Origin of the sequence: Neoaquamicrobium sediminum (assembly GCF_013240295.1) — a bacterium.
Taxonomy (GTDB): Bacteria; Pseudomonadota; Alphaproteobacteria; order Rhizobiales; family Rhizobiaceae; genus Aerobium; species Aerobium sediminum.
Genome location: NZ_JABETK010000001.1, coordinates 732,574 through 754,599 on the forward strand (window position 1 = coordinate 732,574; position 22,026 = coordinate 754,599).

Here is a 22,026-nt window from a genome sequence, read left to right on the forward strand (position 1 = left end):
GTGGTCTCGACGTTCTGGCTGTCGGCCCACCGAGGCGTGGCAGGGCAGCGTGCCGAAGCATGCTTCATCCCCTTCAGGCGCGCACGATCCGTCGCCGTGGCCGCCGAAACGGAGACGGCGCATTCGCCCGGAAGCCGGTGCCGGCATTCTCCCTCATCTGCCATCCGAGATCGGCATCTGCGTGAGACAGGCGTGGTGATCGCGGTGTTTCCGGACACGGCGCGGGTTCGAGGCCGCGACCGATGGCCGGGCCGGCAAGGAGGAAGGTTCTGCGGGTTCTCCGTGATGCGTTCGCGGAATGACATGCCCTCCGACTGACTGATCCCCTACGGCCGAGCGGTTTCCGCCCTCAACCCCCGCGGCTCCGGACCGTGTTGGCGCGAAGCGCCTGCCCGCCCCACTCCGGGCCTTAAGGGTTGCTGTCGGCTCCCGGCGACCGTGGCCGGGTCTCGTCGGAGGGACGGTCCCTCCGATTGAAGTAACGGAGAACTACCATGCAGAACATTGTCCTTCTCGCCGGCAACATCGGACAGGACCCCGAGGGCCGCACCACCATGAACAACACGCGCATCGTCCACTTCCCCCTGGCCACCTCGCGCCCCCGCTACGCGGAAGGCAAGGTTCTGCGGGACAAGGACGGCTACCGGGTCCAGGAGACCGAATGGCACCGCATCACCTGCTTCAACGGCCTCGGCAAGACGGTCGAAGAGAATTGCCAGAAGGGGACGAAGGTGCTGGTCCGCGGCCGTATCCACTACACGAAGTGGACCGACAAGGAGAACGTCGAGCGCTACAGCACGGAGATCATCGCCGAGACGGTGGACTTCCTGACCTGGCCGAAGCGTGAGGACGACAGCCGCGGCGCCAACGATCCCGACGACGAGATCCCGTTCTGAAAGGAGGTGTCGAGAGCCCGGCGGCGAAAGCCGCCGGGCCTTCTTCATGTTCGCGGCCAGAAACTTCGCGACCCGGCGTCGAGCCTTCCCGCAACGCTCACTCGACTTCTCGCCCTGTCCCGGCCTGAGCATATCCGCTGCCGATCCGCTGCCAGGTGGCGGGCAGGCATCGACGGGCCACCCCCGCGCGAATGCCCGAGCCTGGCACGGAGGTGAGGCCGAGGCCCCCGGCGCATCTGCGCGAGGACATGCAACTCCGTGGGGAGGAATGCCACCCTGCTCTTTGAGGCTTACCTTGGTTCCAGTCTCGGCCTTCCACGATCAACCCCAAGGGGTCGGACTATGCGGAGCATGCCGCCGCCGAGGGCTTCGCCCCGGCGGTGATCGCGGCCGCGGCCGAAACGCATCGGGCGCCTGTCGAGCGGGGATGGCCCCCGCTCCAGATCAGGAGCCGCAGCAATGTCCCTTCCAGACGCGCAAGCCTTCGCCTTCAGCCTCGCCGCCACCCTGCTGGTCACGATCGTCATCTTCCGCGCCGGCGACGGCACGGTCGGCGTCACACCGGCCGCCGAATTCGACGGCGACGACGACGCCATCATCCGCGAGATCGACCCGTTCGCCCCTTGAGGGCGAACGTCAGGGTTTCGACACGCGGATCAGCTCGCAGGGATCGACGTCGAGCGCGTCCGCCACCTTTCCGAGAATGCTAACGCTCGCCGAAACCTTGCCGCGTTCGATCGAGCCGATATAGCGAGCGCTCAGCCCCGAGCGCTCGGCCACTTCTTCCTGCGTCATATCCTTGTCATGGCGCAGCCGACGCATGTTGATCGCCATGACCTCTTTGAGGTCCATGACGCATCGGAACCAGAACCGGAATTATCGTTCTAGGAACGATCGTTCCGATTCGATATGGTCAACCACATGCGCGGAGATCGAATGCGTCGCAGCCCGCCGACTTTCTGTCGAATCGCGGAATGGAAGCATTCCGAGAATCTTCGATGCCAGTCGCGGAACTTCTATTGCACCTCAAAGCGATGACGTATTTGTGAACTACTTGCGCGAGGAAGTAAGGACACGATGATGAGCAAATCCCCTTCAAGGACAGCCCTCCGCTGACCGACAGGGTGAATGCCTATGACGAAGCCAACCTCGCAACCTATCTGCGCCTTCTCGACGCCGCCGCGGAGGGCGCGGACTGGCGAGAAGTCGCGAAGATCGTGTTCGCCCTCGACGTCGACGCCAATCCCGAACGCGCGAAGCGGATGCACGACACCCATCTCGCCCGCGCCCGCTGGATGACGGAGAAGGGCTACAAGCATCTGCTGGAACCACGCATGCAATGATGGGTGGCGCATCACCGCATCGTTGACGACAGCGCGACCTCGGATTGCTCGCCCAGGTCGAGATTTCCATTCCGATTTTCCATCTTCACGCGAGGTCGACCCCGCCAATACTCGAATCATCCCGATGGCAAAGACCGGGCGGGGAGGATTTCGACATGGAGCCGCTGCACGACTGGCGATCACCGCAGTTCGAGGAACATCTGGGCCGTCTCGACCGGGGCGGCGTGTCGTTCGAGTTTCTTCGTCGCAACCGTGAATACCGGCAGGACTATGCCGACACGCTGGCAAGGGTCGCCTCCGGCGGTGCGGGCAAGGCAGAGGCAATATCGCGCCTGTCCCGCCGCTGGGGGCTCGCCTTTCCCGGCGGACCCCTCTGCATCGGCCTTGAGCGTTCGGCCCGTCTGGCTACCCCAGGTCTTCCCTGCCGTGCTCATTGTCATGGTTGCCCCCGAAGGCTTTGCAGCTTCTTCACTTCCTGATCCGCGCACGCTGCCTGTCCTCGGCGAGGTGGTCGGCGACGGCTTTCACGCCGTCGCCGAAGATGAGGCCGGGGATCACCGGCTCTGGCTCCGGTATGGCAAAGAACCGGCCAGCGCAGGCATCTTCCTTCCATTCGACGAGCATTTCTGGTGGCGTCACAGAAATGCGGGCCGCCTGAAGCGGCGCCTCGACGGAAAGCCGTCCGGTCCCTGGCCGCGCCAGCAGCGACTCTCCGCCTTCCAGATTCGTCGCGCCGCCCTGATGCTGCGCGCTTGGGACGGCGTCGAATCCGGTGCCTCGCGCCGCGTTGTCGCCGCCGTCCTCATCAACCGGACGGTCGAGACAATGCGCGCACTCGACTGGCAGAACGCTCCGGAGCGGCGGCGGCTCGCCCGTATCCTGGCGGCCGCTCGCCGTCAGATCGAGAGCGGCTATCTGCGCTGGCTCACCCCGCAGGGATCGCGCGGCCACCGCAAACGCGATCGAGACTGACTCGCCAGCAGGCCCGCTCGAAGGGGGACACTTCTCCTAAGACCCCCTTATTATTGTCACTCCGTTGGACCGCTGATTTTTCGCCATCGTCGCACCTGACTCGCCGTTCTCACGGCGGCCCCGACGGAGGCCGATCATGGACAACATCACCGACAGCAACTGGCCGCGCTTCGTGCGGACCCCGGAGGCGGCGCGCCTCCTCGACCTGTCTCCCCGCACGCTGGAAAAGCACCGCTGCGACGGGACCGGGCCGATCTACCATAAGCTCGGCGGCCGCGTGGTCTACGCCGTCGCCGACCTGCAAGCCTGGATCGACGCCAGCGCCCGTCAATCGACCTCCGAGCCGGCGACGCCGGGCCTGCCCGCGTCGCGCGACACGGGCGCGGCCGACGCTCCCCGCTAACGACCGCATGACCGGGCGCCGCACATATCAGGGCCAGCAGCTCGAACTTTTCCGGGCGCGTTCCGGCGAGATCGCCGCGCGCGACGCCCAAGACCTCATGTCCTGGCCCTTCTTCTCGCTCGGCAAATCGCGCCGCATCACGCCGATCGACTTCCGCATGGGCGATGTGTCGATCCGCGTCGAGGCGACGGCCGAGCACGGCATGGCTACGATCTGGGATGCCGACGTGCTGATCTGGGCCGCAAGCCAGATCGTCGACGCGCGCGACCGTGGCCTCTCCACCTCGCGGTTCATGGCGTCCACCTCCTACGAGATCCTCACCTTCATCGGCCGCACCGATTCCGGCTTGAACTACGACAGGCTGAAGGCAGCGCTGGACAGGCTGCAATCGACCACCATCGTCACCTCGATCCGCCAGCCATCCGAGCGCCGCCGGCACCGCTTCTCTTGGATCGCGGAGTGGAAGGAGCGGCTCGACGCGCAGGGACGGTCTCTCGGCATCGAGCTGATCCTGCCGGACTGGTTCTATGCCGGCGTTCTCGACGACGCCCTCGTGCTGACCATCGACCGCGACTATTTCGGGCTGACCGGCGGCCTCGAACGCTGGCTCTACCGGCTCGTGCGCAAGCATGGCGGCCGGCAGAGCGGCGGCTGGAGCTTCGACGTTCCGCATCTTCATCTCAAGTCCGGAAGCCTCTCGCCGCTCCGGCGATTCCGCTTCGAGCTGCGCGCCATCGTCCAGCGCCAGCCGCTGCCCGGCTACCGCCTGGCGCTGGACGATGCTCCCGATGGCCGGCAGCGCCTGACCTTCCAGCCGATCGGTGAGCAGCCAATGCCGCGCCGCCGCGGGCGTGCGGGAGTGGCATCATGATCGCGCCCAGGACCTCGCTCCACCGCAGTCGTGGAAAGCCTGTGGATGGAACCGTACTATCGGGAACGCCGATTCCCGTCTTTTCGGGAACGCGAATCCCGTACCATCGGGAACGCGACCGGCCGGCAAGCATCGGATTCGACAGGCGGAATCCGGCCCCTCTAACTTCCCTAACTGAAGAATCCTTCGGATTCTTGCTAACGCGCCCTCCTATTTCACGAAATCGCGGACAATGGCGCCGAAGCCTGATCGGCATGCGGAGGATCGCGCCATGACGATCCTGACCGGGGATTGCCGCAACCTGATGCCGGCGCGCACCGTGCGGCGCAAGAAGCCACCGCCGCATACCGGCCGGATCGACGCCGGCCACTATGTCAGCGAGGACGGCGGCCCGCGGCTGATGCGCTCCGTCATCTTCCTGCGCAACGCGCATGGACGCGCCATCCACCCCACGGAAAAGCCCGTCTTCCTCCTCGAAATCCTGATCCGCACGAGCTGCCCGCCCGGCGGCCTGGTCGGCGACTGGTTCGCCGGTTCCAGTGCTGCCGGCGAAGCCTGCCGGCTGACCGGCCGGCGCTATCTCGGCTGCGAGATCGACGCGGCGATGGCCGAGCGCGCGCGGGCGCGCATCGCGTCCGTGCTGCCCTTCACGGAAGGGACACCGCCATGACCGCAGACATCCGCAGCGCCGGCCTGCCGGCCGACCGCACGGTGGTCGAGCTGACCTGGCGCAAGAACCACGTCGAACACTGGATACGCTTCGGCCGCATTGCCGAGGACCAGCGCCTCGACCGCCATCGCCGTGTCGTCGTCTTCGCGCGGGGCAGCGTCTTCGCCTTCGTCCGCTGGGCCGGCAACGAGCATGGCACGATCATCTCGCGCATCGACATCGTGCGCGCCGTGGCGTCCGGCGAGCCGTTCCAGACGCTCCCGTTCGTGCGGCCGGGCGGCGAGATCCTGCTTCGCATCACAGGCTGGCCGAAGGTCGAGGCGGTGCTTAAGGTGGTCGACGCGATCGAGGCGCTCGGCATCGACCCAGCCGAAGTCCCGCCGGATCACTGGCGTCACATCCACAACCGCATCAGCGTCAACGAGCCGTTCCGCGCCTATTCGTCCGAGCAGCACCGTGCCTGGCTGCGCCGCCGCGAGGTGACGCGATGATGGACCTCACCACCGGGCGCCGCCTGACCCTCATCACGATGCTTGCCGGCGCGGTGCTGGTCGCGGCTCCGGCATGGAATCGGCCCGATCTGCGCTTCATCTGGAACGCATCGGCCAGCGTGCCGGTCGGCCTCTACCGTATCGTGCCCGCCGACCGGATCGCGGTGATGGACCTCGCCGTCGTCATGCCGCCCGACGAATTGGCGGACTTCCTCGCCGAACGCGGCTACCTGCCGCGCGGCCTGCCGCTCATCAAGCGCGTGCTGGCGCTCGGCGGAACCGAGGTGTGCCGGCACGGCAGGACCGTCACCGCCTACGGCGCGACCTATGGCGACGCTCGCGCGCTCGACACGCACGGCCGCCCGCTGCCGGTCTGGCAGGGCTGCCGCACGCTCGGCGACAGCGAAGCCTTCTTCATGAACTGGGACAGCCCTGAGAGCTTCGACAGCCGCTATTTCGGGCCGCTCCCCGTTGCAACCATCGTCGGCCGAGCGGTCCCCGTCTGGACAACCGACGATCCCGATCCGGCCGCCGAATCCTTCCGCGAGCCGGTCTTCGACGAGCCGTGACGGCTCGTTCTCCAACCTCGCGAAAGGAACATCGCATGGCCCAGATTGGCACATTCACCCGCAACGATGACGGCTTCTTTGGCCGCGTCCGCACGCTCACGCTCGATGTCGAAGTCGCCATCCTCCCGGCCGAGGAATCGGATGCCGAGAACGCGCCCGAGCATCGCGTCTTCCTCGACGGGCAGGAAGTCGGAGCGGCCTGGGACCGCACCGGCGACAAGGCCGGAAGCTATCTGTCCCTGACCATCGACGATCCGTCCTTCTTCGAGCCGATCCGCGCAAGGCTGTTCGAGTCCGACACAAAGAAAGGCGCCTGGAACCTGCTCTGGACGCGCCGGAAGAAGAACGACGGCGAGGCATGACGGATCATGCGCTGCCATCGTTCTCGTCATCCTTCAGGCTCACTTCCCTTGATCGGTCGAGTGCCGGTCACTCCCCTCGACCCGATCGCCTGTCGGGCGGCCGGCGCGCGCAGCGGAGGCCAAGGGCGGCGGCCTGTTTTCCGGGTAGCGGTCATGTCGCCCGCCGATGCCCGTCCGGAAAATGTCGGCCGCCGGCGAAGCCTTGCCCTTGACCGCGGCGAGCACGATGGCAGGCTGGTGGCGCATCGGGACGGCGGTGCCTGCGCTGCCGTCCCGACCCTCATGGCGATGCTGGTCGCATGCGCCTTGATCGCGGTCACGGCGGCTCCCGCGTCGGCCGAGCCGCCGCCCGGCGAGCCGCTTCCCGCCACCGTCTCGGCCGCTCCGCGATCCGATCCGTGGGCGGCGCATATCGCCGAGGCCGCCCGCCTCTTCGCCATTCCCGATCGATGGATACGCGCGGTCATGGCCGTCGAGAGCGTCGGCGATCCCGCCGCGCTCTCGCCCAAGGGCGCCATCGGTCTCATGCAGGTCATGCCTGCGACATGGGATGAGCTGCGCGCGAAGCATGGCCTCGGTGCGGACCCCTGGAAGCCGCGCGACAACATCCTCGCCGGCACGGCATATCTGCGCGAGATGCACGACAGATACGGGTCGGTCGACGCCATGCTGGCCGCCTACAATGCCGGTCCTGGCCGCTATGACGAGCATCTCGCGAGCGGCCGCGCGCTGCCGGCCGAGACCGTCGATTACGTCGCGAAGATCGCGCCGATGATCGACGGCACGGCACCGATCACGCGCTCGGCTGGTTCATCGTCATTGCCGTCCTGGCGTCGTGCTCCGCTCTTCTTCGCGCGCTCCACTGACCGCGATCACGACGATTCGGACGACTCCCTCTCTCTTTCCGGCCGACCTTCCGACGACCCGCCGATCGTCGATCTATCGGCGCTCGCGCCGCCATCCGACGGTCTGTTCGTGGAACGGCCGGCAAGGGAAGGAGATCGGCGTTGAAGATCGCATTTCCTCGCTTCGCGTGGTGCGCAATCGCAGGGATTGCGGTGCGCTGCGGGGCAGCGGCACATCAGGCCGAAGGAGGGCGGGATAAAAAGCGGCACATCGCCGCTCGGTTGGGGTGTTGTTTCGCTTGCGCTTTTTGGATTTCCGCGCACATCGCGGATCAGGCGCGCGAGGTGCGCGCCAAGGTATTCGTGTGCGATTTCAGCGGAAACCGCACATCGCGGCGGAAACGGCCATGAGCCGGGACGACGATTTCCGCGTCCGGCCGGGCCGTATCCGTTCGAGCCGGGCGCAGCGGGCGAAGCCCTTCGTCGCCCAGGCGCTTGCCGCCGCGCAGAAGGCCGGCGGCCGTATCTCCCGCTCCGGCCGGATCACCTCGGGCAACGGCTCACGCTTCGGACGTGGCCGCGTCGCGAGTGTGCGCGCAAACCGCCTCATCTCCAGCCGCTCGCGCGGCGCGGTCATCAAGACCCGCGTGGTCAGGCACACGACGCGCTCCGCGCCGCTCACAGCCCACCTCAACTATCTGCGCCGCGACGGCGTGACCCGCGACGGCGAGAAGGCGCGCATGTTCGGCCCGGAGACCGACGACGCCGACGTGAAGGATTTTGCGGAACGCTGCGAGGACGACCGGCACCATTTCCGCTTCATCGTCTCGCCCGACGACACTACGGAAATGTCAGACATCAAGACCTTCACTCGCGATCTGATGGTTCAGGTGGAAAAGGATCTCGGCACGAAGCTCGACTGGGTGGCTGTCGATCACTGGAACACCAAGCATCCCCATGTCCACGTCATCCTGCGCGGTCGCGCCGATGACGGCAACGACCTCGTGATCGCCCGCGACTATATCAAAGAGGGGATGCGCAACCGTGCGCAGGACCTCATCACCCAGGAACTCGGCCCGCGCACCGATCTCGACATTCGCCGCACGCTGGCCGCCCAAGTCGAGGCCGAGCGCTGGACCCAGCTCGACCGCCAGCTTGCCCGCGACGCCAACAAGCACGGCGTCATCGACGTGGCGCCGTCACCCGACAGGCAGCCAGACGAATATGTGACGCTGAAGGTCGGCAGGCTTCGTCATCTCGAACGCCTCGGCCTCGCGGAGACCATCGGTCCCGGCCGATGGATCATCGCCGATGAAGCCGAAGCCACGTTGCGCGAGCTGGGCGAGCGCGGCGACATCATCAAGCGGATGCACCGTGCGCTCACCGAATGCGGCATAGATCGCGGCCTGACCGATTACGTCATCGCCGGCGAGGTCAACGCCGATCCCATCATCGGCAGGCTGGTCGAACGCGGCCTGATGACGAGCTGCGCGGCAGCGCCTATGCCGTGATCGACGGCATCGACGGGCGCACCCATCACATCCGCTTCCACAATCTCGACGCGGCCGGCGATTCCGCGCCCGGCTCCATCGTCGAGCTGCGCCGCTATGAGGATGCCGGCGGCCGGACCCGCACGGCGCTCGCCGTCCGAGCGGACCTGTCCATCGAGGCGCAGACCACGGCGACCGGCTCGACCTGGCTCGATCGACAGCTCGTCTCCCGCGATCCCGTCGATCTTGGCGGCGGCGGCTTCGGCCTGGAGGTGAAGCAAGCGATGGACGCCCGCGCCGACCATCTCGTCGCCGAGGGCTTCGCCCGGCGCGAAGGCCAGCGCATCGTCTTTGCCCGCAATCTCCTCAACACCCTGCGCGAGCGCGAGCTGGACGCGCTCGGCCAGAAGCTCGCGGCCGAGACCGGCACGCCGTTCCAGAAGGCGGCGGACGGCGAATATGTCGCCGGCACCTATCGGCAGCGCTTCGCGCTCGCCTCCGGCCGCTTCGCCATGATCGACGACGGGCTCGGCTTCAAGCTCGTGCCCTGGACGCCATCGGTCGAGAAGCACATCGGCCAGCACATCTCCGGCGTCGCCCGCGCCGGTGGCGGCGTCGATTGGTCGTTCGGCCGAAAGCGGGGGCTGGGGCTATGACCGGCAACCGCGAATGTGCACCGCATCCCGCAAGTATTTTCCGCGAGCAGTTCGATCGGCTTCGAGCCACCGGCCATGCGGCATTGAATCCCGCGCGCAGCATGTCCTTCTGCGACGTGCCGCATCGAACATAAGGAGATTGCCGCCTTGTCCACCAGCCGTGTCATGTGGGGCCAGATCATTGTGGTGTTCTCGATCGTGCTGGTCGCGGTCTGGGGCGCGACGCAATGGACGGCATGGCGGCTCGGCTTTCAGGCGCAGCTCGGCAATCCGTGGTTCGAGCTGGGCGGCCTGCCGGTCTATCCGCCGCCCGCGTTCATTTGGTGGTGGTATTTCTACGACGCCTATGCGCCGACGATCTTCTACGAGGGCGCCGGTATCGCCGCCTCCGGCGGGCTCCTCGCCATCGCGGCCGCCATCCTCATGTCGATCTACCGCGCGCGCGAGGCCAAGGATGTTCGCACCTTCGGCTCTGCCCGCTGGGCCGAGCGCAAGGAGATTGCTGTCGCAGGCCTGCTCGGCGACGATGGCGTGGTGCTCGGCAAGCTTGACCGCGACTATCTCCGTCATGACGGCGCCGAGCATGTCCTGTGCTTCGCCCCGACACGCTCCGGCAAAGGCGTCGGGTTGGTGGTGCCGACCCTTCTCACCTGGCCGGGCTCCGCGATCGTCCACGACATCAAGGGCGAGAACTGGGATCTGACAGCCGGCCTGCGCGCCCGCTTCGGTCGCGTCTTGCTCTTTGACCCCACCAATGCGCAGTCCGCCGCCTATAATCCGTTGCTCGAAGTCAGGAAAGGTGAGTGGGAGGTCAGGGATGTACAGAACGTCGCCGACGTGCTGGTCGACCCGGAGGGCTCGCTTGAGAAGAGGAACCATTGGGAGAAGACCAGTCACTCACTGCTGGTCGGCGCCATCCTCCATGTCCTCTATGCCGAGAAGGACAAGACGCTCGCCGGCGTCGCCGGTTTCCTCTCCGATCCCCGCCGCCCGATCGAGACGACCCTTGCGGCGATGATGACGACGCCGCATCTCGGCGAGAAGGGACCGCATCCCGTCATCGCCAGTGCCGCGCGCGAGCTGCTCAACAAATCGGACAACGAGCGCTCCGGCGTGCTGTCCACCGCTATGTCCTTCCTCGGCCTCTATCGCGATCCCATCGTCGCGGCCGTCACCGCCCGCTGCGACTGGCGCATTGCCGACGTCGTGTCCGGCGAGCGGCCGACAACGCTCTATCTCGTCGTCCCGCCCTCCGACATTTCCCGCACCAAGCCGCTCGTCCGCCTGGTCCTCAACCAGATCGGCCGCCGGCTTACCGAGGAGCTTCACGCGAAGGGCCGCCGCCACCGCCTTCTTCTGATGCTCGACGAGTTTCCCGCGCTCGGCCGGCTCGACTTCTTTGAATCCGCGCTCGCCTTCATGGCCGGCTACGGCATCAAGGCGTTCCTGATCGCGCAGAGCCTCAACCAGATTGAAAAGGCTTACGGCGCCAACAACTCCATCCTCGACAACTGCCATGTCCGCGTCAGCTTCGCGACCAACGACGAGCGCACCGCCAAGCGCGTGTCGGACGCCCTCGGCACCGCCACCGAGATGCGCGCCATGCAGAACTACGCGGGACACAGACTGGCTCCCTGGCTCGGTCATCTCATGGTCTCGCGCTCCGAGGCCGCACGGCCGCTGCTCACCCCCGGCGAGGTGATGCAGCTTCCGCCGGACGACGAGATCGTCATGGTCGCCGGCATCGCGCCGATCCGCGCGAAGAAGGCGCGCTACTACGAGGATGCCCGCCTCACGGAGCGCCTGCTTCCCGTTCCGGCCGATCCTCGTGCCGGCCTCGTTCCGCAACCGGATGATTGGTCGGCGCTGAACCCGGCCCCGACTGTGACCACAGGCGCGGTCCCGATGCTAGGCAATGCCGCTGCTGCCGCGCCGGCCGCGAACGGCGCGGCGGAGTCACCCTCGGCAACCAGGCCCGACGACGACCCGGCGAATGCCGGCCTGCGTCGCGAGCCCGGCCTTGAGCCCCACAAGGACATCGCGCCGGAACAGCCCAAGCCGCCCGCCAACGAGTTCGAGCCCGACATTGACGAGCCCGACAGCGATGCCGCCACCAATCGCATGCTCGTGCGCAACATGCGGCTCGTCGCCCGCCAGGTCTCGATGGACCCTGGCGACAACATGGATCTGTGACCCATGCACGAGCCGCCCCGTGAACAGCGCGAGCGCCCTGATCGGAAGAAGCGGCTTTCCGTCTATCTCGGCGCCGAGTTGATGCGCCTGCTGGCCGACTTCGCCGATCGTCGCGAGCAGTCCCGCTCCCTGATCGCGGAAGCCGCCATCGCCTCCTTCCTCTCGCCCGATGCCGACGAGCGGCAGGAGGCCGCCATCGCGAAGCGCCTCGATCGAATCGACCGCAACATTCAGCGCCTCGAACGCGACATCGGCATCGCTAACGAAGCCTTCGCCATATTCATGCGCTCCTGGCTGACCTCCACGGCGACAATGCCGGAAGCTGTCCAGGCGGCCTCCCAGGCCAAAGGCGGTGAGCGTTACGACAGATTTCTTGAAGCACTCGGTCGCCGGCTTGCCAAGGGGCCAAACCTTAGGCAGGAAATTCCCGACGACTTATAGCCGACTTGCGGTCAATGCACGGCTCCAAGCCGCTAAGCTTCCCGTGTCAGCAGGGCGAGTTCGTCGCGAGGATATGCACTTAAACCGACGATCTCACACCTTTCCCGGTATTCATCGCGTCGCTGCCTGAACCGTTTCCGCCGATCTCGAATTTGCTAGTTTGGCGACGAAGTGAACCGAAGAGAACAGAGGATAAGGATGATGGCTCCACCTACAATTGCCACGTCTGCGATGTTGAATGTCGGCCAATGCCATGAGCCGGCATGGAGATCGATGAAATCCGTCACTTTACCCCGCTGGACGCGGTCGTAGATGTTGCCAAGCGCGCCCCCTGCCATAAGGCCGAGCGCCGCCGTCGTGACGAAGCTATGAGAAAAGATCATCCATATCAGTAACACAATCGCCAGAGCCAGAGCCATCCAGATCAGTAACGCGGACCAGTCCCTGAAAACGCCCGAGAAAAGTCCAAAGCTGATTCCTTCATTATAACTAAGGATTATATTCAAAAATGGCGTGACGTAGATTACACGAGGCGGCTGCATTATTATCTCGACGATGACAGTCTTCGTAAATTGATCGATAGCGAATGCCGAAAGGATGCAGATTAAACCAACCAGAATGCGCGTTGTGTTGGTGCCTCGCATCATCGCTAGCTGCCCCGTGGTTTGCAGACCACATATCGCTCGCACCTCTAGCTGGCTGAGCTTCAAGAGGGCGGCTGAAGGTGTCTGTTGAAAAACAGAAATCGGCACGAGGCGCGCACTCACGAGAATGTTACGGTGATGCAATGGACCTCACGGCCTATTGCCGTTAGGCGTTTAGTAACGAAGTTTAACCGATTAGGTGGGGGCTCCGATGGGGGCATTGTGTCGGTCGCTGGCGACCTTCGCTATCGCACTGTCAACGCTTGGCTGGACTTCCGCAGCCCAGGCGCACCCTTCACCGATGATTACCGGCGGTCTCACATCGCAACCGATCGGTCACTATGAGTTCTGCAAGCGGAAGCCGGCAGAGTGCTCGGTCAGGTCTCGTGACATCAATCCGTTAACTATGTCCGAGGAACTGTTGGCACGCCTGGAGAGGCTTACCGTCAAGATCAATCGGGCAGTGAAGCCGAAAAGCGACCTTGAGCTTTACGGAGTCGACGAATACTGGACGTATCCGGTCGACGCCGGAGATTGCGAGGATTACGCGCTGGCGAAACGCCGCATCCTGCTCACGGAAGGCGTGTCGACCTCGAATCTTCTCTTGACGGTGCTTAAGCGGCCCAATGGCGAAGGCCATGCGGTGCTAACCGTACGAACCAACAGCGGCGACGTGATCCTCGACAACCTTACCGATGCGATTCTGAACTGGGACGAAACACAATACCTTTATCTAAAGCGGCAGTCGACCACGCATTCGGGCCGATGGGTTACGATCAGGGAAGGCGATGCGCCTCTCGTGGGTTCGCTCCACTAAGGATCTGCTTGAGCTCATCTCGCCGGGCTTGACTCTTTCTTCGGAAAGTCATGCCAACGGCGATCAAGATGCCCACAACAATCAAAGTAGGCATATCGCCGAGCTTACTGTACAGCGTACGCTGCGGAATGGGGCTGGGTAGGGACGTGTCGAAAACGCCTTCGGCCGCCAATGGTAGCATCTGCTGAATTCGGCCATAGCCATCCACGACCGCGCTGATCCCGCTGTTCGCGGTGCGGATCATAGGGAGGCCCGCTTCGATTGAGCGGACCCTTGCTGATAGGAAATGCTGGTAGGGTCCCGCCGAAAGGCCGAACCAGGCGTCGTTCGTGACGTTGAGCAGCCATCGCTCCTCATTGACCTTCGGCGACGGGAAAATCGCCTCATAGCAAATCAGCACCCGAAAAGGTGGCAGTGCCGGAAGAGTCAATGGTGAGCTGTCCGAACCCGGCACGTAGTCGATATCGCCTGCTGTGAGCTTGGCGATCCCGGGGAAGCCTTTGAGGGGCGTGAACTCGCCGAAGGGCACCAGCCTGATCTTGTCGTAGTCAGCAACGACCTTGCCCGTATGATCGACGGCGAGCAGGCTGTTCAGCAGTCCCCCAACTTCAGCTGTTTCCCCGGGGAAGCTCGTACCGCGCCGAACAGCAGCAAACCATCCTCGGGAATGCTCCCGAGTAGAGCTTCCGGAAAGCTGACATCGTCGGAATAGAGATACGGATATGCTGTTTCCGGCCATATGACGACCCGTGACCGCTCGGGAGCGGCCGACGTACTGAGGTCATGCAGCTTCCGAAGGTGCCGCGTTGCCGCGTCTGGATCCCATTTTTGATCCTGCGGGATGTTCGGCTGAACGACACGAATCCAGGGACCAGCATCGCCGGCGGTTTCGGCGTTTGCAAGCCGAACCGCTCCGAAAGCCCAGAAGAACCCTGCCCCGATCATAGGCACAACGAGTATCGTCACTGCGAAGGCCCATGGTCGGAGACGATATCGTTCTGCAAGCGCTAGAGGAACCATACATATCATCACGGTGACGAAGCCAACTCCGTGAACGCCGATCGCCGACATAGGCTGAAGCGTCGCGTCGCTGAAGCCCCAGACATACCCTGTCAGGTTCCAAGGAAAGCCGGTGAAGAGGACGCCGCGCGCCATTTCGGCAAGCGTCCAGAATCCCGGAAACATGAGAAAGGCGATCGGTCCGCGTCCACCAAGATAGCGCGTCGCAGCTGCGGCAAATGCCGGGAACAGGGCGAGGAAGCCGGAAAGGCCCAACACCGCCGGCCAGGCGAGTGCCCCGAACCGAACCGCGTCGACGAAAAAGCTCTCGGAAATCCACCGCAGGCCGACCAGGAACTGGCCGATGCCAAAGCCCCAGCCGATCAGCAAGGCGGCACCCGACCCGCCGCAGTGACGGATGAACAGAGCGAAGGCGGCAAAGCCGACTAGCACAAGCGGGAGAACGAAGTACGGAGCAAAAGCTAGAGCTGTGAGGGCGCCCATCAACGCGCAGACCGGGAGCGACACGGCGAGTCCCGACCACGGATAGGTTATCCGGCCAAGGCTGCGTTCCGGTCCGATCACCCCCGGTCCGTCATTCTACTCAGCCGACATAGGCAAGTCCTGGAAACCGCTCCAGAAGCCAGAACGCGATCAGCGTCATGCGGCCCGTCATCATCAGCAAGCCCATCGTGATCATGATCGCGCCGGCGGTGACGTTTAGAACATGGCCGGCGTAGCGCGCCCTTTTCATGAAGCCGGCAACTTTCCCGAACGCGAGCGCGACGACCAGAAACGGGATACCGAGGCCGAGGCTGTAGGCGGCGAGGAGGACCGCTCCGCTTCCGGACGACACCGCGGTCAACGTCAGGATCGAGCCCAGAACCGGCCCGATGCATGGCGTCCAGCCGAAGGCAAAGGCGAGGCCAAGAGTGTATGCGCCAGCGGGGCCGGATACGACTTGTGGTCCTTCTACGCGGTAATCCTGCATGAGGAAGGGAAGCCTGATGAGGCCGGTCATCATCAGGCCGAACAGGACCAGCAGGCCGCCGCCCACGAGGTTGGCTTCAAAGCTATAGCGAAGTAGCAGGCCGCCGAGGAACTGCGCGCCCAACCCGAGAATGACGAAGATAGTCGTGAACCCCGCGATAAAGAACATCGCCGACCAGACGATCCGCAACCGGTCGCCGAGTTGCGCCGACTGTGGATTCACGCCGCTGGAAACGAACGAGAGATAGCCCGGCACCAGAGGCAGGACACAGGGCGAGACGAACGAGATCGCGCCGGCCACGACCGCCGTTGCGAGACCGACTGCCGAGACGTCGATCGTCATTTCAGGTCCTCTTCCTTCGTCGGATTCGGTGTGGACGAACGTAGCGCCCATACATGCTCTAGCAACATGAGGTTCAAGGCCGGATCGAGGCTCGTCCTGCGTGACATTGCGCCGCGCCGATCGATCGAGGCCGGAGCGCGGGCACTCAGCCTTCGTTCGTCGCGTAAACCTTCTATCTCGCCTCTATCGTAGCAGCGTGCGGATCGCGTTGTTGGCAAGTTCGATCACGACGACGATCGTCAGTGTGGCGACCTTTTCGTACTGGAAGGTGCGGACATAGGTCTGGATGTAGAAGCCGATTCCGCCGGCGCCGACGAGGCCGAGGATGAGGGACTCCCGCAGGTTCATCTCGAAGCGGAAAGCGTGTCGCACGATTTCGGGCGCGATCTGTGTCCAAGCGCCAACACGCCCCCTGGCCCGCCAGCTAGGCAGAGGTGATCTCGGCGTCGGCCATTGAACAGCTTTTTCAACGTGCAGGCGAACGTCGTCAGTTCCTCCCAGGCGAAGTGGAATACCGACCCCGGTCCCTCGAACTTCCGATAGGGCTCGTCGGCATTGCCAGCGGCCTCCGGATAGGCCGTGAGGTCTGCGCGCTCGCCTTCCGTTGGAGCAAGCCGGTATCGGCTGTCGAACCAGTCATCACGCTTGCGGGCGTCGGCAGCGAGCGTCATGGAAGTAGGGGAGCGGTGAAGCGGTTCCAGAGACGGGTGGGCGTGTCGTAGGCGCCGTCGCGCGCGTTGCCGTAACCGTGCATAGGAAAGTCGGCATCAGGCCAACCGCATGCACTCAGCGTGAAAGTTCCAGCTGAATCAACTGTGTCGGATCGTCTTCAGTCGCACCCATATCGATTTAACGCAGTTGCGATTTCAGCAGAATGAAAATGCCGGATGCCGCGCGCGGTATTCGGCTGAGTCGTTGCTAGTGACGACCTAGAACTGCTCACCCCTGCCATTGAGCGCATGGGCGCAAAGATTTTGTCAATCATACGTCCCCTCACGTTCATCGAGCCTTGGTCGCACCAAGGGTTACGGTACCCGACAAGCCACAATGCTGAAGCGGGGGCAGCTCTTTTCGCAATCCGATCATCAAAGCAACTTTGCCAACGCGTGAGACCTTATTGCAACCTGCCATGACAAACGCATTGACGACTGTCAGCGATATGTCTATCTTGCAATTGAAAATCATTCGCAACAGACAGCCATATGTCTTCTCCATCCTTGGATTCTGAAACCCTCGTTGTCCGTGGCTGGCCACAATGGCTGGCGTCGCACCAGCCCGACGCCGTCACTCTCCGAAGTCTTTGGCTCGATCGTCGTGCCGCGTGGCAGCACGGTGTTCCGAAGGTTTCTCGCCTTCGTCGGCCCTGGCTATCTGGTCGCGGTCGGCTATATGGACCCTGGCAACTGGGCGACTTCGCTCGCCGGCGGCGCCAAGTTCGGCTACACGCTCCTGTTCGTGGCGCTGCTGTCCAACGTAATGGCGATCCTGCTGCAATCGCTGTGCGCGCGCCTCGCCATCGCGTCCGGGCGCGACCTAGCGCAGGCCTGCCGGGATGCCTATCGGTCATGGGTGTCGTGGCCGCTATGGATTTTCGCGGAGGCCGCGATCATCGCCACCGACCTCGCCGAGGTCATCGGCGTGGCAATCGGTCTCAACCTGTTGTTCGGTATCCCACTCGAAATCGGCGTCTTCATCACCGCCGCCGACGTGTTTCTGATCCTGTGGCTGCAGAACCGCGGCTTCCGCTGGGTGGAAGCATTTGTCATTACGCTTCTGGCGGTCATAACCGCCTGCTTCTTCGTGCAGATCGCCATGGCCGATCCAGACTGGGCAGGTGTGATCGCAGGCTTCGCGCCCTCGACCGATATCGTGACCAATCCGGAGATGCTCTACATCGCACTGGGCATCATCGGCGCCACCGTGATGCCCCACAATCTCTACCTGCACTCCGGCATCGTGCAGACGCGCAACTGGGAGACGACGCCGGCACGAAGGTTCGAGGCGCTGCGTATGGCGACCTGGGATTCGACCATCGCGCTGATGTTCGCCCTGACCATCAACGCTTCTATCCTGATCCTCGCTGCGGCAACCTTTCACGCGAGCGGCAACACCGAGATTGTCGAGATCGATCAGGCCCATGCGCTGCTGGCGCCGCTGCTCGGCGGTTCGATCGCACCGATCATGTTCGGCATCGCACTGCTGTGCTCCGGCCTAAACGCCACCGTGACCGCCACAATGGCTGGCCAGATCGTCATGGAAGGCTTCATCAATTTCCGTATCAGTCCAGTGCTGCGCCGGCTCGTCACACGCTCGATCGCGATCGTCCCGGCGGTCATCGTGATCTTGATATGGGGAGTTCAGGCACCGGCCAGTTGCTCATCCTCAGCCAGGTCGTGCTGAGCTTCCAGTTGCCTTTCGCCATCGTGCCGCTGGTCATGTTCACCGCCAGCAAGGCCAAGATGGGCGACATGGTCGCCCCGCTGTGGCTGACCGCGCTCTGCGCGCTGATCGCCGTCACCATCATCGCGCTGAACATCAACCTGCTCTGGTCCGTGGCCGTGATGGGATGGTAGCCGCTTGCGCATTTTGACCGCAGTCAGAGGCCCGGGACCATTGGAGAATTCACGAGATCTGCGGCCTGGTGAAACGTCTCGTCAGGCGAAAACCCTATCAGGCAACAAAAGCCGCCTGGAAGAACCCTGTTGACACGACATGCCGCCCGAAAGGCTGATTATCGGAAAATCTACGCAAAATCCGCATCAATAAATGACGAGCGCCAGCAGATCCTCATGTGCGCAGTGGTCTAGGACAGTCTACCCGAAACCTGCGAAAGTCGCACAATAGGAATTGTCGCGCGTAGTTGCACCCGCGAGTTCTAAGGGGTGAGAATAGGGCTGAAGCCCCTGCCCCATGATGATCGGACAATCGGCCGCGCCCCCAGCCGTTCAGGTCGGTTTATAGCGGACAAGCCGACCGATTATCTCTCAAACAGATGCCCCGTGTGCTGCGTCTTAACCGATCATCAAGGTTAACAATTCATTTTTGCTTCCGAGGCCCCTCAGGAGATCGGTCGTTGTCGTCGAAGCAAAGTCAGAGCTCGAAATCCAGATCCGCTGCCCGGCGAGGTCGGATCGTGGCAACCCTTTTTGCAAGCTGGCTGACCTTCGGATTCGCGTCGCCGACAGCCATCCAGGACATGCGTTCCGAGCTGGCAACCGGCACCGTTCTCGTGCAGCGCGGCGGCGTTCCAGGTGAGGATGCTTGTTCCCATCTGCGAAAGCTCAGGGTTGGTTTGGCAAGCGGGGCTGAGAGGTTTGCGAGCGGGCCGTCCGCAAGCTGGAGCGGAGACTTCTCCGATGACGCGTTGCGAGGCGCGCGCGCGTCAGGTCAGAATACCAGTTCGGCAAAAGCGGCAAGGCTTCCCGAAACTGCCTCCGACGGCGGCCTTGATCGAACAGGGCTGGCCACTGCCTTGTTCTCGAATCGCCTTGACGCTCCGGCTGGCTTGCGCGGCTTCCTGCCCGAAGCAGATTCCGATGTCGTGAACGCGATGGCGACCCTCCACCGCGCAGATAGTCATCGGCTCGAGGGCGTGCCCCCGATCCTGGCTGATCTCGTGAACAACGACCGTGCGGATATTCTTGCAACGGCTTACGCTCCTAGTGATCCGTACCATCGATCGTCAGGACCCTTCGATGCACTGCTTGGCAATTCGGGCGCCGGCGGCCGTTTCGTTCCGCCCATGGCGGAGGGTGACCATTCGTGGATGACGGTGCCGCTGCCGAAGATTGTCTTCACCGCCGCCGAACAGAAGTGCCTGGCGACCGGAATCTATTTCGAGGCTCGCGGCGAGGAATTGAGAGGGCAGGCAGCGGTCGCCCAGGTTATTCTGAACCGGGTCAGGAACCCGGCCTATCCGGACACCGTCTGCGATGTAGTCTATCAGAACCAGCACATGCTCAACAGGTGCCAGTTCTCGTTCGCGTGCGACGGAGCCCCTGAGGTGATTTCGGATCGTAGGGCATACCGGCTTGCAAAGGATGTTGCGCTTGCCGTCACCGCGGGTAAGATTTTCCTGCCGGAGGTGGCGTCTTCGACGCACTACAACGCCACCTATGTCCATCCGAAATGGGCTCAGTCGATGGAGCGGATGACGCAGATCGGCAAGCACATTTTCTATAGAACCTATGGCGGCGGCTGGAGCTAGCGTGTTGAGGAGCCGATGAGCATCACTATGTCGCGCATCTTGCTGGTCCGAGCCTTCTCCATTCTCCTTATGGCGACCCCGGCGGCGATGGCAGAGACGCTGGATCGCTCGGGGGTCGAGAAGATCATCCGCGAGTACATCCTCGAGAACCCCGAGATCATAGAGGAAGCGCTGATCGAGCTCGAGAACCGTTCGCGCAGGGCACAGGAGGAGGCCAGAGCGGAAACGATTCGCGCCGAGCAGGACGCCCTGCTGCGGAACGATGCCGATTTAATTCTGGGCAATCCTGATGGCGATGTGACGCTCGTCGAGTTCTTCGACTTCAACTGCGGCTACTGCAAGAGGGCTTTTCCCGACCTGCAGGCGTTGAAGGCCGAGGATTCACAGTTGCGCATCGTCCTGAAGGACTTTCCTATCCTGGGGCCTGGATCCGTCGAGGCGGCAAAAGTTGCGCTCGCCGTGAAGCGGCTGGGTGACGACGAGAGCGCCCGCGATCTCCATGCGCGGCTGATGGGTATGCAGGGTCAGGCCAACGCGGGCCGGGCCTTGTCGCTGGTGGAGGAAATGGGCCTCGATCGCGCGCGTGTTGAAGCCGAGATGGCATCTCCCGAAATCGAGGCAATCATATCCTCGAACCTGGCGCTCGCCCAACGCCTCGGGTTGACGGGCACGCCCTCCTTCGTCGTCGGCGATCGGATTATCGAAGGGGCCGTCGGCAAGGAGCCTCTGGCCGAGGCTGTCCGGTCGGTCCGTGAGTGACCGATCGACCCGCCGCGGTCGTCAGGACTCGCGATCGGCCAGAAGCCGCTGGACGATGAGCTCGGAGTCGGGTCCAGCTCCCATGATCAGCGCCGAAGCCCTGTTTCGCTGCCAAGGCCGCCCGACGAAATAGAGGCCCTTGACCGGCGAAACTCCGGCTACGTGGCGGAAGGTGCCGTCATCGTTCGTCGCAAGCGGAACGTCGAGCCAGGAACTGTCGTCGCGGTAGCCGACCGTCCAGATGACGGTTCGGACCTCGGCCGAGCTTCCGTTCGCGAACTGTGCTGTTGTCTCGTCTGCATCCACGAGCCGGGGCGCGATTCGTATGTCCTTTCTTTTCAGGCTTTCGAGGCTGCGGTCGCGGTCAGGGAAGGCGTCAGTTGCCCTGACTCTCCTGCCTAGCCAGGAATCCGGCGATGCCGTCAACGCGCCGGTAAGATGAAGCCACCACCAGATCGACTTTCCAAGGATGCGCTCGGGCAGCAACTTTCGGGGCTTTCCGGTCGCCAGGATCACCGGTTGAGCCTGACGGCACTCGACCGCGATGTCGCGGCCGCTCGCACCATCTCCTGCGACGAGCACGGGGCCGTCCGGCAACTGTCGTGCATTGCGAAAGATGTCGGTCGTCAGGTGGAGGACATCGCTGCCGAACTTTCCGGCGACTGTCGGAACCGATGGAACCTGAAAGGCTCCAGTCGTCACGATGACCTCGCTCGCTTGTCGCTTTCCGCCGTCCTCAAAGGTCGCCTCGAAACTTCCATCGTCGCGTCTGCAAAGGCGGACTAATCGCTTTCCGGTTTCTACCGGCAGCCTCAGGCGCGAAGCATAGGCTTCCAGATAGTCCGCGAACTCGTCCCGGTCGGAGTAGCCCTCGCGATTTCCCGCAAGCTCCAGCCCGGGCAGCGCACTGAACTGGCGCGGGGTGAATAGGGTCAGAGCGTCATAGCGCGCTCGCCAGTTATCACCGACGCGCCGGTTCGCATCCACAATGGAGTAGTCGGTGCCGGCCCGGGTCAGGTGGAAAGCAGCCGCGAGACCCGCCTGCCCGGCGCCAATGACCAGCAC

23 protein-coding genes and 3 pseudogenes are annotated in these 22,026 nt (G+C 63.8%); 19 read left to right on the top strand and 7 right to left on the bottom strand.

All coding sequences use genetic code 11. The annotated features are described in order from the left end of the window. Positions 1 to 494 precede the first annotated feature (494 nt). Positions 495 to 896, top strand: coding sequence for a single-stranded DNA-binding protein (locus HK436_RS03495; RefSeq protein WP_173187366.1), 402 nt, complete (start codon positions 495 to 497; stop codon positions 894 to 896). Between the two features lie 459 nt (positions 897 to 1,355). Beyond that, positions 1,356 to 1,523 (top strand): hypothetical protein, encoded by a 168-nt coding sequence (locus HK436_RS03500; protein WP_173187368.1) that lies wholly within the window; start codon positions 1,356 to 1,358, stop codon positions 1,521 to 1,523. A gap of 9 nt (positions 1,524 to 1,532) precedes the next feature. Here the strand turns inward: HK436_RS03500 and HK436_RS03505 are convergent, their stop codons facing one another. Next, positions 1,533 to 1,748, bottom strand: a complete 216-nt coding sequence (locus HK436_RS03505; RefSeq protein WP_173187370.1) for a helix-turn-helix domain-containing protein — start codon at positions 1,746 to 1,748, stop codon at positions 1,533 to 1,535. Positions 1,749 to 1,984: 236 nt separating this feature from the next. Between HK436_RS03505 and HK436_RS03510 the strand changes: the two genes are divergently transcribed. From HK436_RS03510 to HK436_RS03570, 13 genes and pseudogenes are all read left to right on the top strand, one after another. Continuing rightward, on the top strand, positions 1,985 to 2,239 hold the full coding sequence (locus tag HK436_RS03510) for a DNA -binding domain-containing protein (protein WP_173189897.1): 255 nt from the start codon (positions 1,985 to 1,987) through the stop codon (positions 2,237 to 2,239). A 155-nt stretch (positions 2,240 to 2,394) separates the two neighbouring features. After that, complete coding sequence (locus HK436_RS30405) at positions 2,395 to 2,718, top strand: transcriptional regulator domain-containing protein (protein WP_194248438.1); 324 nt, start codon at positions 2,395 to 2,397, stop codon at positions 2,716 to 2,718. Continuing rightward, positions 2,678 to 3,211 carry a DUF2285 domain-containing protein gene (locus HK436_RS03520; RefSeq protein WP_173187372.1) on the top strand — a complete coding sequence of 178 codons (534 nt, stop codon included), beginning with the start codon at positions 2,678 to 2,680 and terminating at the stop codon, positions 3,209 to 3,211. Before HK436_RS30405 ends, HK436_RS03520 begins: the two co-directional genes overlap by 41 nt. Before the next feature lie 136 nt (positions 3,212 to 3,347). Beyond that, a complete protein-coding gene (locus HK436_RS03525; RefSeq protein WP_173187374.1) occupies positions 3,348 to 3,614 on the top strand; it encodes a helix-turn-helix transcriptional regulator in 267 nt (88 codons plus the stop codon). Positions 3,615 to 3,621: 7 nt separating this feature from the next. Next, positions 3,622 to 4,485 (top strand): replication initiator protein A, encoded by an 864-nt coding sequence (locus HK436_RS03530; RefSeq protein WP_173187376.1) that lies wholly within the window; start codon positions 3,622 to 3,624, stop codon positions 4,483 to 4,485. A gap of 310 nt (positions 4,486 to 4,795) precedes the next feature. Beyond that, positions 4,796 to 5,155 (top strand): annotated as a pseudogene (locus tag HK436_RS03535) (DNA methyltransferase); the annotation flags it as partial. Then, positions 5,152 to 5,646 (top strand): DUF2840 domain-containing protein, encoded by a 495-nt coding sequence (locus HK436_RS03540; RefSeq protein WP_173187378.1) that lies wholly within the window; start codon positions 5,152 to 5,154, stop codon positions 5,644 to 5,646. The pseudogene HK436_RS03535 and the gene HK436_RS03540, both read left to right, overlap by 4 nt. Continuing rightward, positions 5,643 to 6,215, top strand: coding sequence for a S26 family signal peptidase (locus HK436_RS03545; protein ID WP_244648492.1), 573 nt, complete (start codon positions 5,643 to 5,645; stop codon positions 6,213 to 6,215). The genes HK436_RS03540 and HK436_RS03545 overlap by 4 nt, the downstream gene beginning before the upstream one ends. A 35-nt stretch (positions 6,216 to 6,250) precedes the next feature. Then, positions 6,251 to 6,577, top strand: a complete 327-nt coding sequence (locus HK436_RS03550) for a DUF736 domain-containing protein (RefSeq protein ID WP_173187380.1) — start codon at positions 6,251 to 6,253, stop codon at positions 6,575 to 6,577. A 153-nt stretch (positions 6,578 to 6,730) separates the two neighbouring features. Beyond that, on the top strand, positions 6,731 to 7,588 hold the full coding sequence (locus HK436_RS03555) for a lytic transglycosylase domain-containing protein (RefSeq protein WP_244648494.1): 858 nt from the start codon (positions 6,731 to 6,733) through the stop codon (positions 7,586 to 7,588). Positions 7,589 to 7,829: 241 nt separating this feature from the next. After that, positions 7,830 to 9,568: pseudogene (locus HK436_RS03560) on the top strand (relaxase/mobilization nuclease domain-containing protein). Positions 9,569 to 9,715: 147 nt separating this feature from the next. Further along, entirely contained in the window at positions 9,716 to 11,761 is a 2,046-nt protein-coding gene (locus tag HK436_RS03565; RefSeq protein ID WP_173187384.1) for a conjugal transfer protein TraG, read from the top strand. 3 nt (positions 11,762 to 11,764) lie between these two features. Beyond that, the gene (locus tag HK436_RS03570; RefSeq protein ID WP_173187386.1) at positions 11,765 to 12,202 is read left to right on the top strand and encodes a CopG family transcriptional regulator; all 438 of its coding nucleotides are present in this window, start codon (positions 11,765 to 11,767) and stop codon (positions 12,200 to 12,202) included. A gap of 155 nt (positions 12,203 to 12,357) precedes the next feature. Here HK436_RS03570 and lspA read toward each other — a convergent pair whose 3' ends face one another. After that, positions 12,358 to 12,969 (bottom strand): signal peptidase II, encoded by a 612-nt coding sequence (gene lspA / locus HK436_RS03575; protein WP_312860478.1) that lies wholly within the window; start codon positions 12,967 to 12,969, stop codon positions 12,358 to 12,360. 178 nt (positions 12,970 to 13,147) lie between these two features. On the opposite strand from lspA, the gene HK436_RS03580 reads away from it, so the two are divergent. Further along, positions 13,148 to 13,663, top strand: coding sequence for a transglutaminase-like cysteine peptidase (locus HK436_RS03580; RefSeq protein WP_244648496.1), 516 nt, complete (start codon positions 13,148 to 13,150; stop codon positions 13,661 to 13,663). Here HK436_RS03580 and lnt read toward each other — a convergent pair. The 4 genes from lnt to HK436_RS03600 form a co-directional block, all read right to left on the bottom strand. After that, a complete protein-coding gene (gene lnt, locus HK436_RS03585) occupies positions 13,623 to 14,261 on the bottom strand; it encodes an apolipoprotein N-acyltransferase (RefSeq protein ID WP_244648757.1) in 639 nt (212 codons plus the stop codon). The genes HK436_RS03580 and lnt overlap by 41 nt on opposite strands. Continuing rightward, the gene (locus HK436_RS31045; RefSeq protein WP_312860479.1) at positions 14,255 to 15,247 is read right to left on the bottom strand and encodes an apolipoprotein N-acyltransferase; all 993 of its coding nucleotides are present in this window, start codon (positions 15,245 to 15,247) and stop codon (positions 14,255 to 14,257) included. Before HK436_RS31045 ends, lnt begins: the two co-directional genes overlap by 7 nt. 19 nt (positions 15,248 to 15,266) lie before the next feature. Continuing rightward, positions 15,267 to 15,995: a cytochrome c biogenesis CcdA family protein gene (locus HK436_RS03595; protein WP_173187394.1), complete on the bottom strand. Its 729-nt coding sequence runs from the start codon at positions 15,993 to 15,995 to the stop codon at positions 15,267 to 15,269. Positions 15,996 to 16,178: 183 nt separating this feature from the next. After that, positions 16,179 to 16,367: a PhnE/PtxC family ABC transporter permease gene (locus tag HK436_RS03600; protein WP_206680476.1), complete on the bottom strand. Its 189-nt coding sequence runs from the start codon at positions 16,365 to 16,367 to the stop codon at positions 16,179 to 16,181. Positions 16,368 to 17,216: 849 nt separating this feature from the next. On the opposite strand from HK436_RS03600, the pseudogene HK436_RS03605 reads away from it, so the two are divergent. The 3 genes and pseudogenes from HK436_RS03605 (at position 17,217) to HK436_RS03615 (ending at position 20,961) form a co-directional block, all read left to right on the top strand. Further along, positions 17,217 to 18,568: pseudogene (locus HK436_RS03605) on the top strand (Nramp family divalent metal transporter). 560 nt (positions 18,569 to 19,128) lie between these two features. Continuing rightward, positions 19,129 to 20,202: a cell wall hydrolase gene (locus HK436_RS03610; protein ID WP_312860480.1), complete on the top strand. Its 1,074-nt coding sequence runs from the start codon at positions 19,129 to 19,131 to the stop codon at positions 20,200 to 20,202. 15 nt (positions 20,203 to 20,217) lie between these two features. After that, the gene (locus HK436_RS03615; protein ID WP_173187396.1) at positions 20,218 to 20,961 is read left to right on the top strand and encodes a DsbA family protein; all 744 of its coding nucleotides are present in this window, start codon (positions 20,218 to 20,220) and stop codon (positions 20,959 to 20,961) included. Positions 20,962 to 20,982: 21 nt separating this feature from the next. Here HK436_RS03615 and HK436_RS03620 read toward each other — a convergent pair whose 3' ends face one another. Further along, a complete protein-coding gene (locus HK436_RS03620; RefSeq protein ID WP_312860481.1) occupies positions 20,983 to 22,026 on the bottom strand; it encodes a flavin-containing monooxygenase in 1,044 nt (347 codons plus the stop codon).

Bases quoted from the DNA above. Each gene is read 5' to 3' on its own strand.
- HK436_RS03495 (WP_173187366.1), top strand. From the start codon at position 495: ATGCAGAACATTGTCCTTCTCGCCGGCAACATCGGACAGGACCCCGAG.
- HK436_RS03500 (WP_173187368.1), top strand. From the start codon at position 1,356: ATGTCCCTTCCAGACGCGCAAGCCTTCGCCTTCAGCCTCGCCGCCACC.
- HK436_RS03505 (WP_173187370.1), bottom strand. From the start codon at position 1,748: ATGGACCTCAAAGAGGTCATGGCGATCAACATGCGTCGGCTGCGCCAT.
- HK436_RS30405 (WP_194248438.1), top strand. From the start codon at position 2,395: ATGGAGCCGCTGCACGACTGGCGATCACCGCAGTTCGAGGAACATCTG.
- HK436_RS03520 (WP_173187372.1), top strand. From the start codon at position 2,678: ATGGTTGCCCCCGAAGGCTTTGCAGCTTCTTCACTTCCTGATCCGCGC.
- HK436_RS03525 (WP_173187374.1), top strand. From the start codon at position 3,348: ATGGACAACATCACCGACAGCAACTGGCCGCGCTTCGTGCGGACCCCG.
- HK436_RS03530 (WP_173187376.1), top strand. From the start codon at position 3,622: ATGACCGGGCGCCGCACATATCAGGGCCAGCAGCTCGAACTTTTCCGG.
- HK436_RS03540 (WP_173187378.1), top strand. From the start codon at position 5,152: ATGACCGCAGACATCCGCAGCGCCGGCCTGCCGGCCGACCGCACGGTG.
- HK436_RS03545 (WP_244648492.1), top strand. From the start codon at position 5,643: ATGATGGACCTCACCACCGGGCGCCGCCTGACCCTCATCACGATGCTT.
- HK436_RS03550 (WP_173187380.1), top strand. From the start codon at position 6,251: ATGGCCCAGATTGGCACATTCACCCGCAACGATGACGGCTTCTTTGGC.
- HK436_RS03555 (WP_244648494.1), top strand. From the start codon at position 6,731: ATGTCGCCCGCCGATGCCCGTCCGGAAAATGTCGGCCGCCGGCGAAGC.
- HK436_RS03570 (WP_173187386.1), top strand. From the start codon at position 11,765: ATGCACGAGCCGCCCCGTGAACAGCGCGAGCGCCCTGATCGGAAGAAG.
- HK436_RS03580 (WP_244648496.1), top strand. From the start codon at position 13,148: ATGATTACCGGCGGTCTCACATCGCAACCGATCGGTCACTATGAGTTC.
- HK436_RS03595 (WP_173187394.1), bottom strand. From the start codon at position 15,995: ATGACGATCGACGTCTCGGCAGTCGGTCTCGCAACGGCGGTCGTGGCC.
- HK436_RS03615 (WP_173187396.1), top strand. From the start codon at position 20,218: ATGAGCATCACTATGTCGCGCATCTTGCTGGTCCGAGCCTTCTCCATT.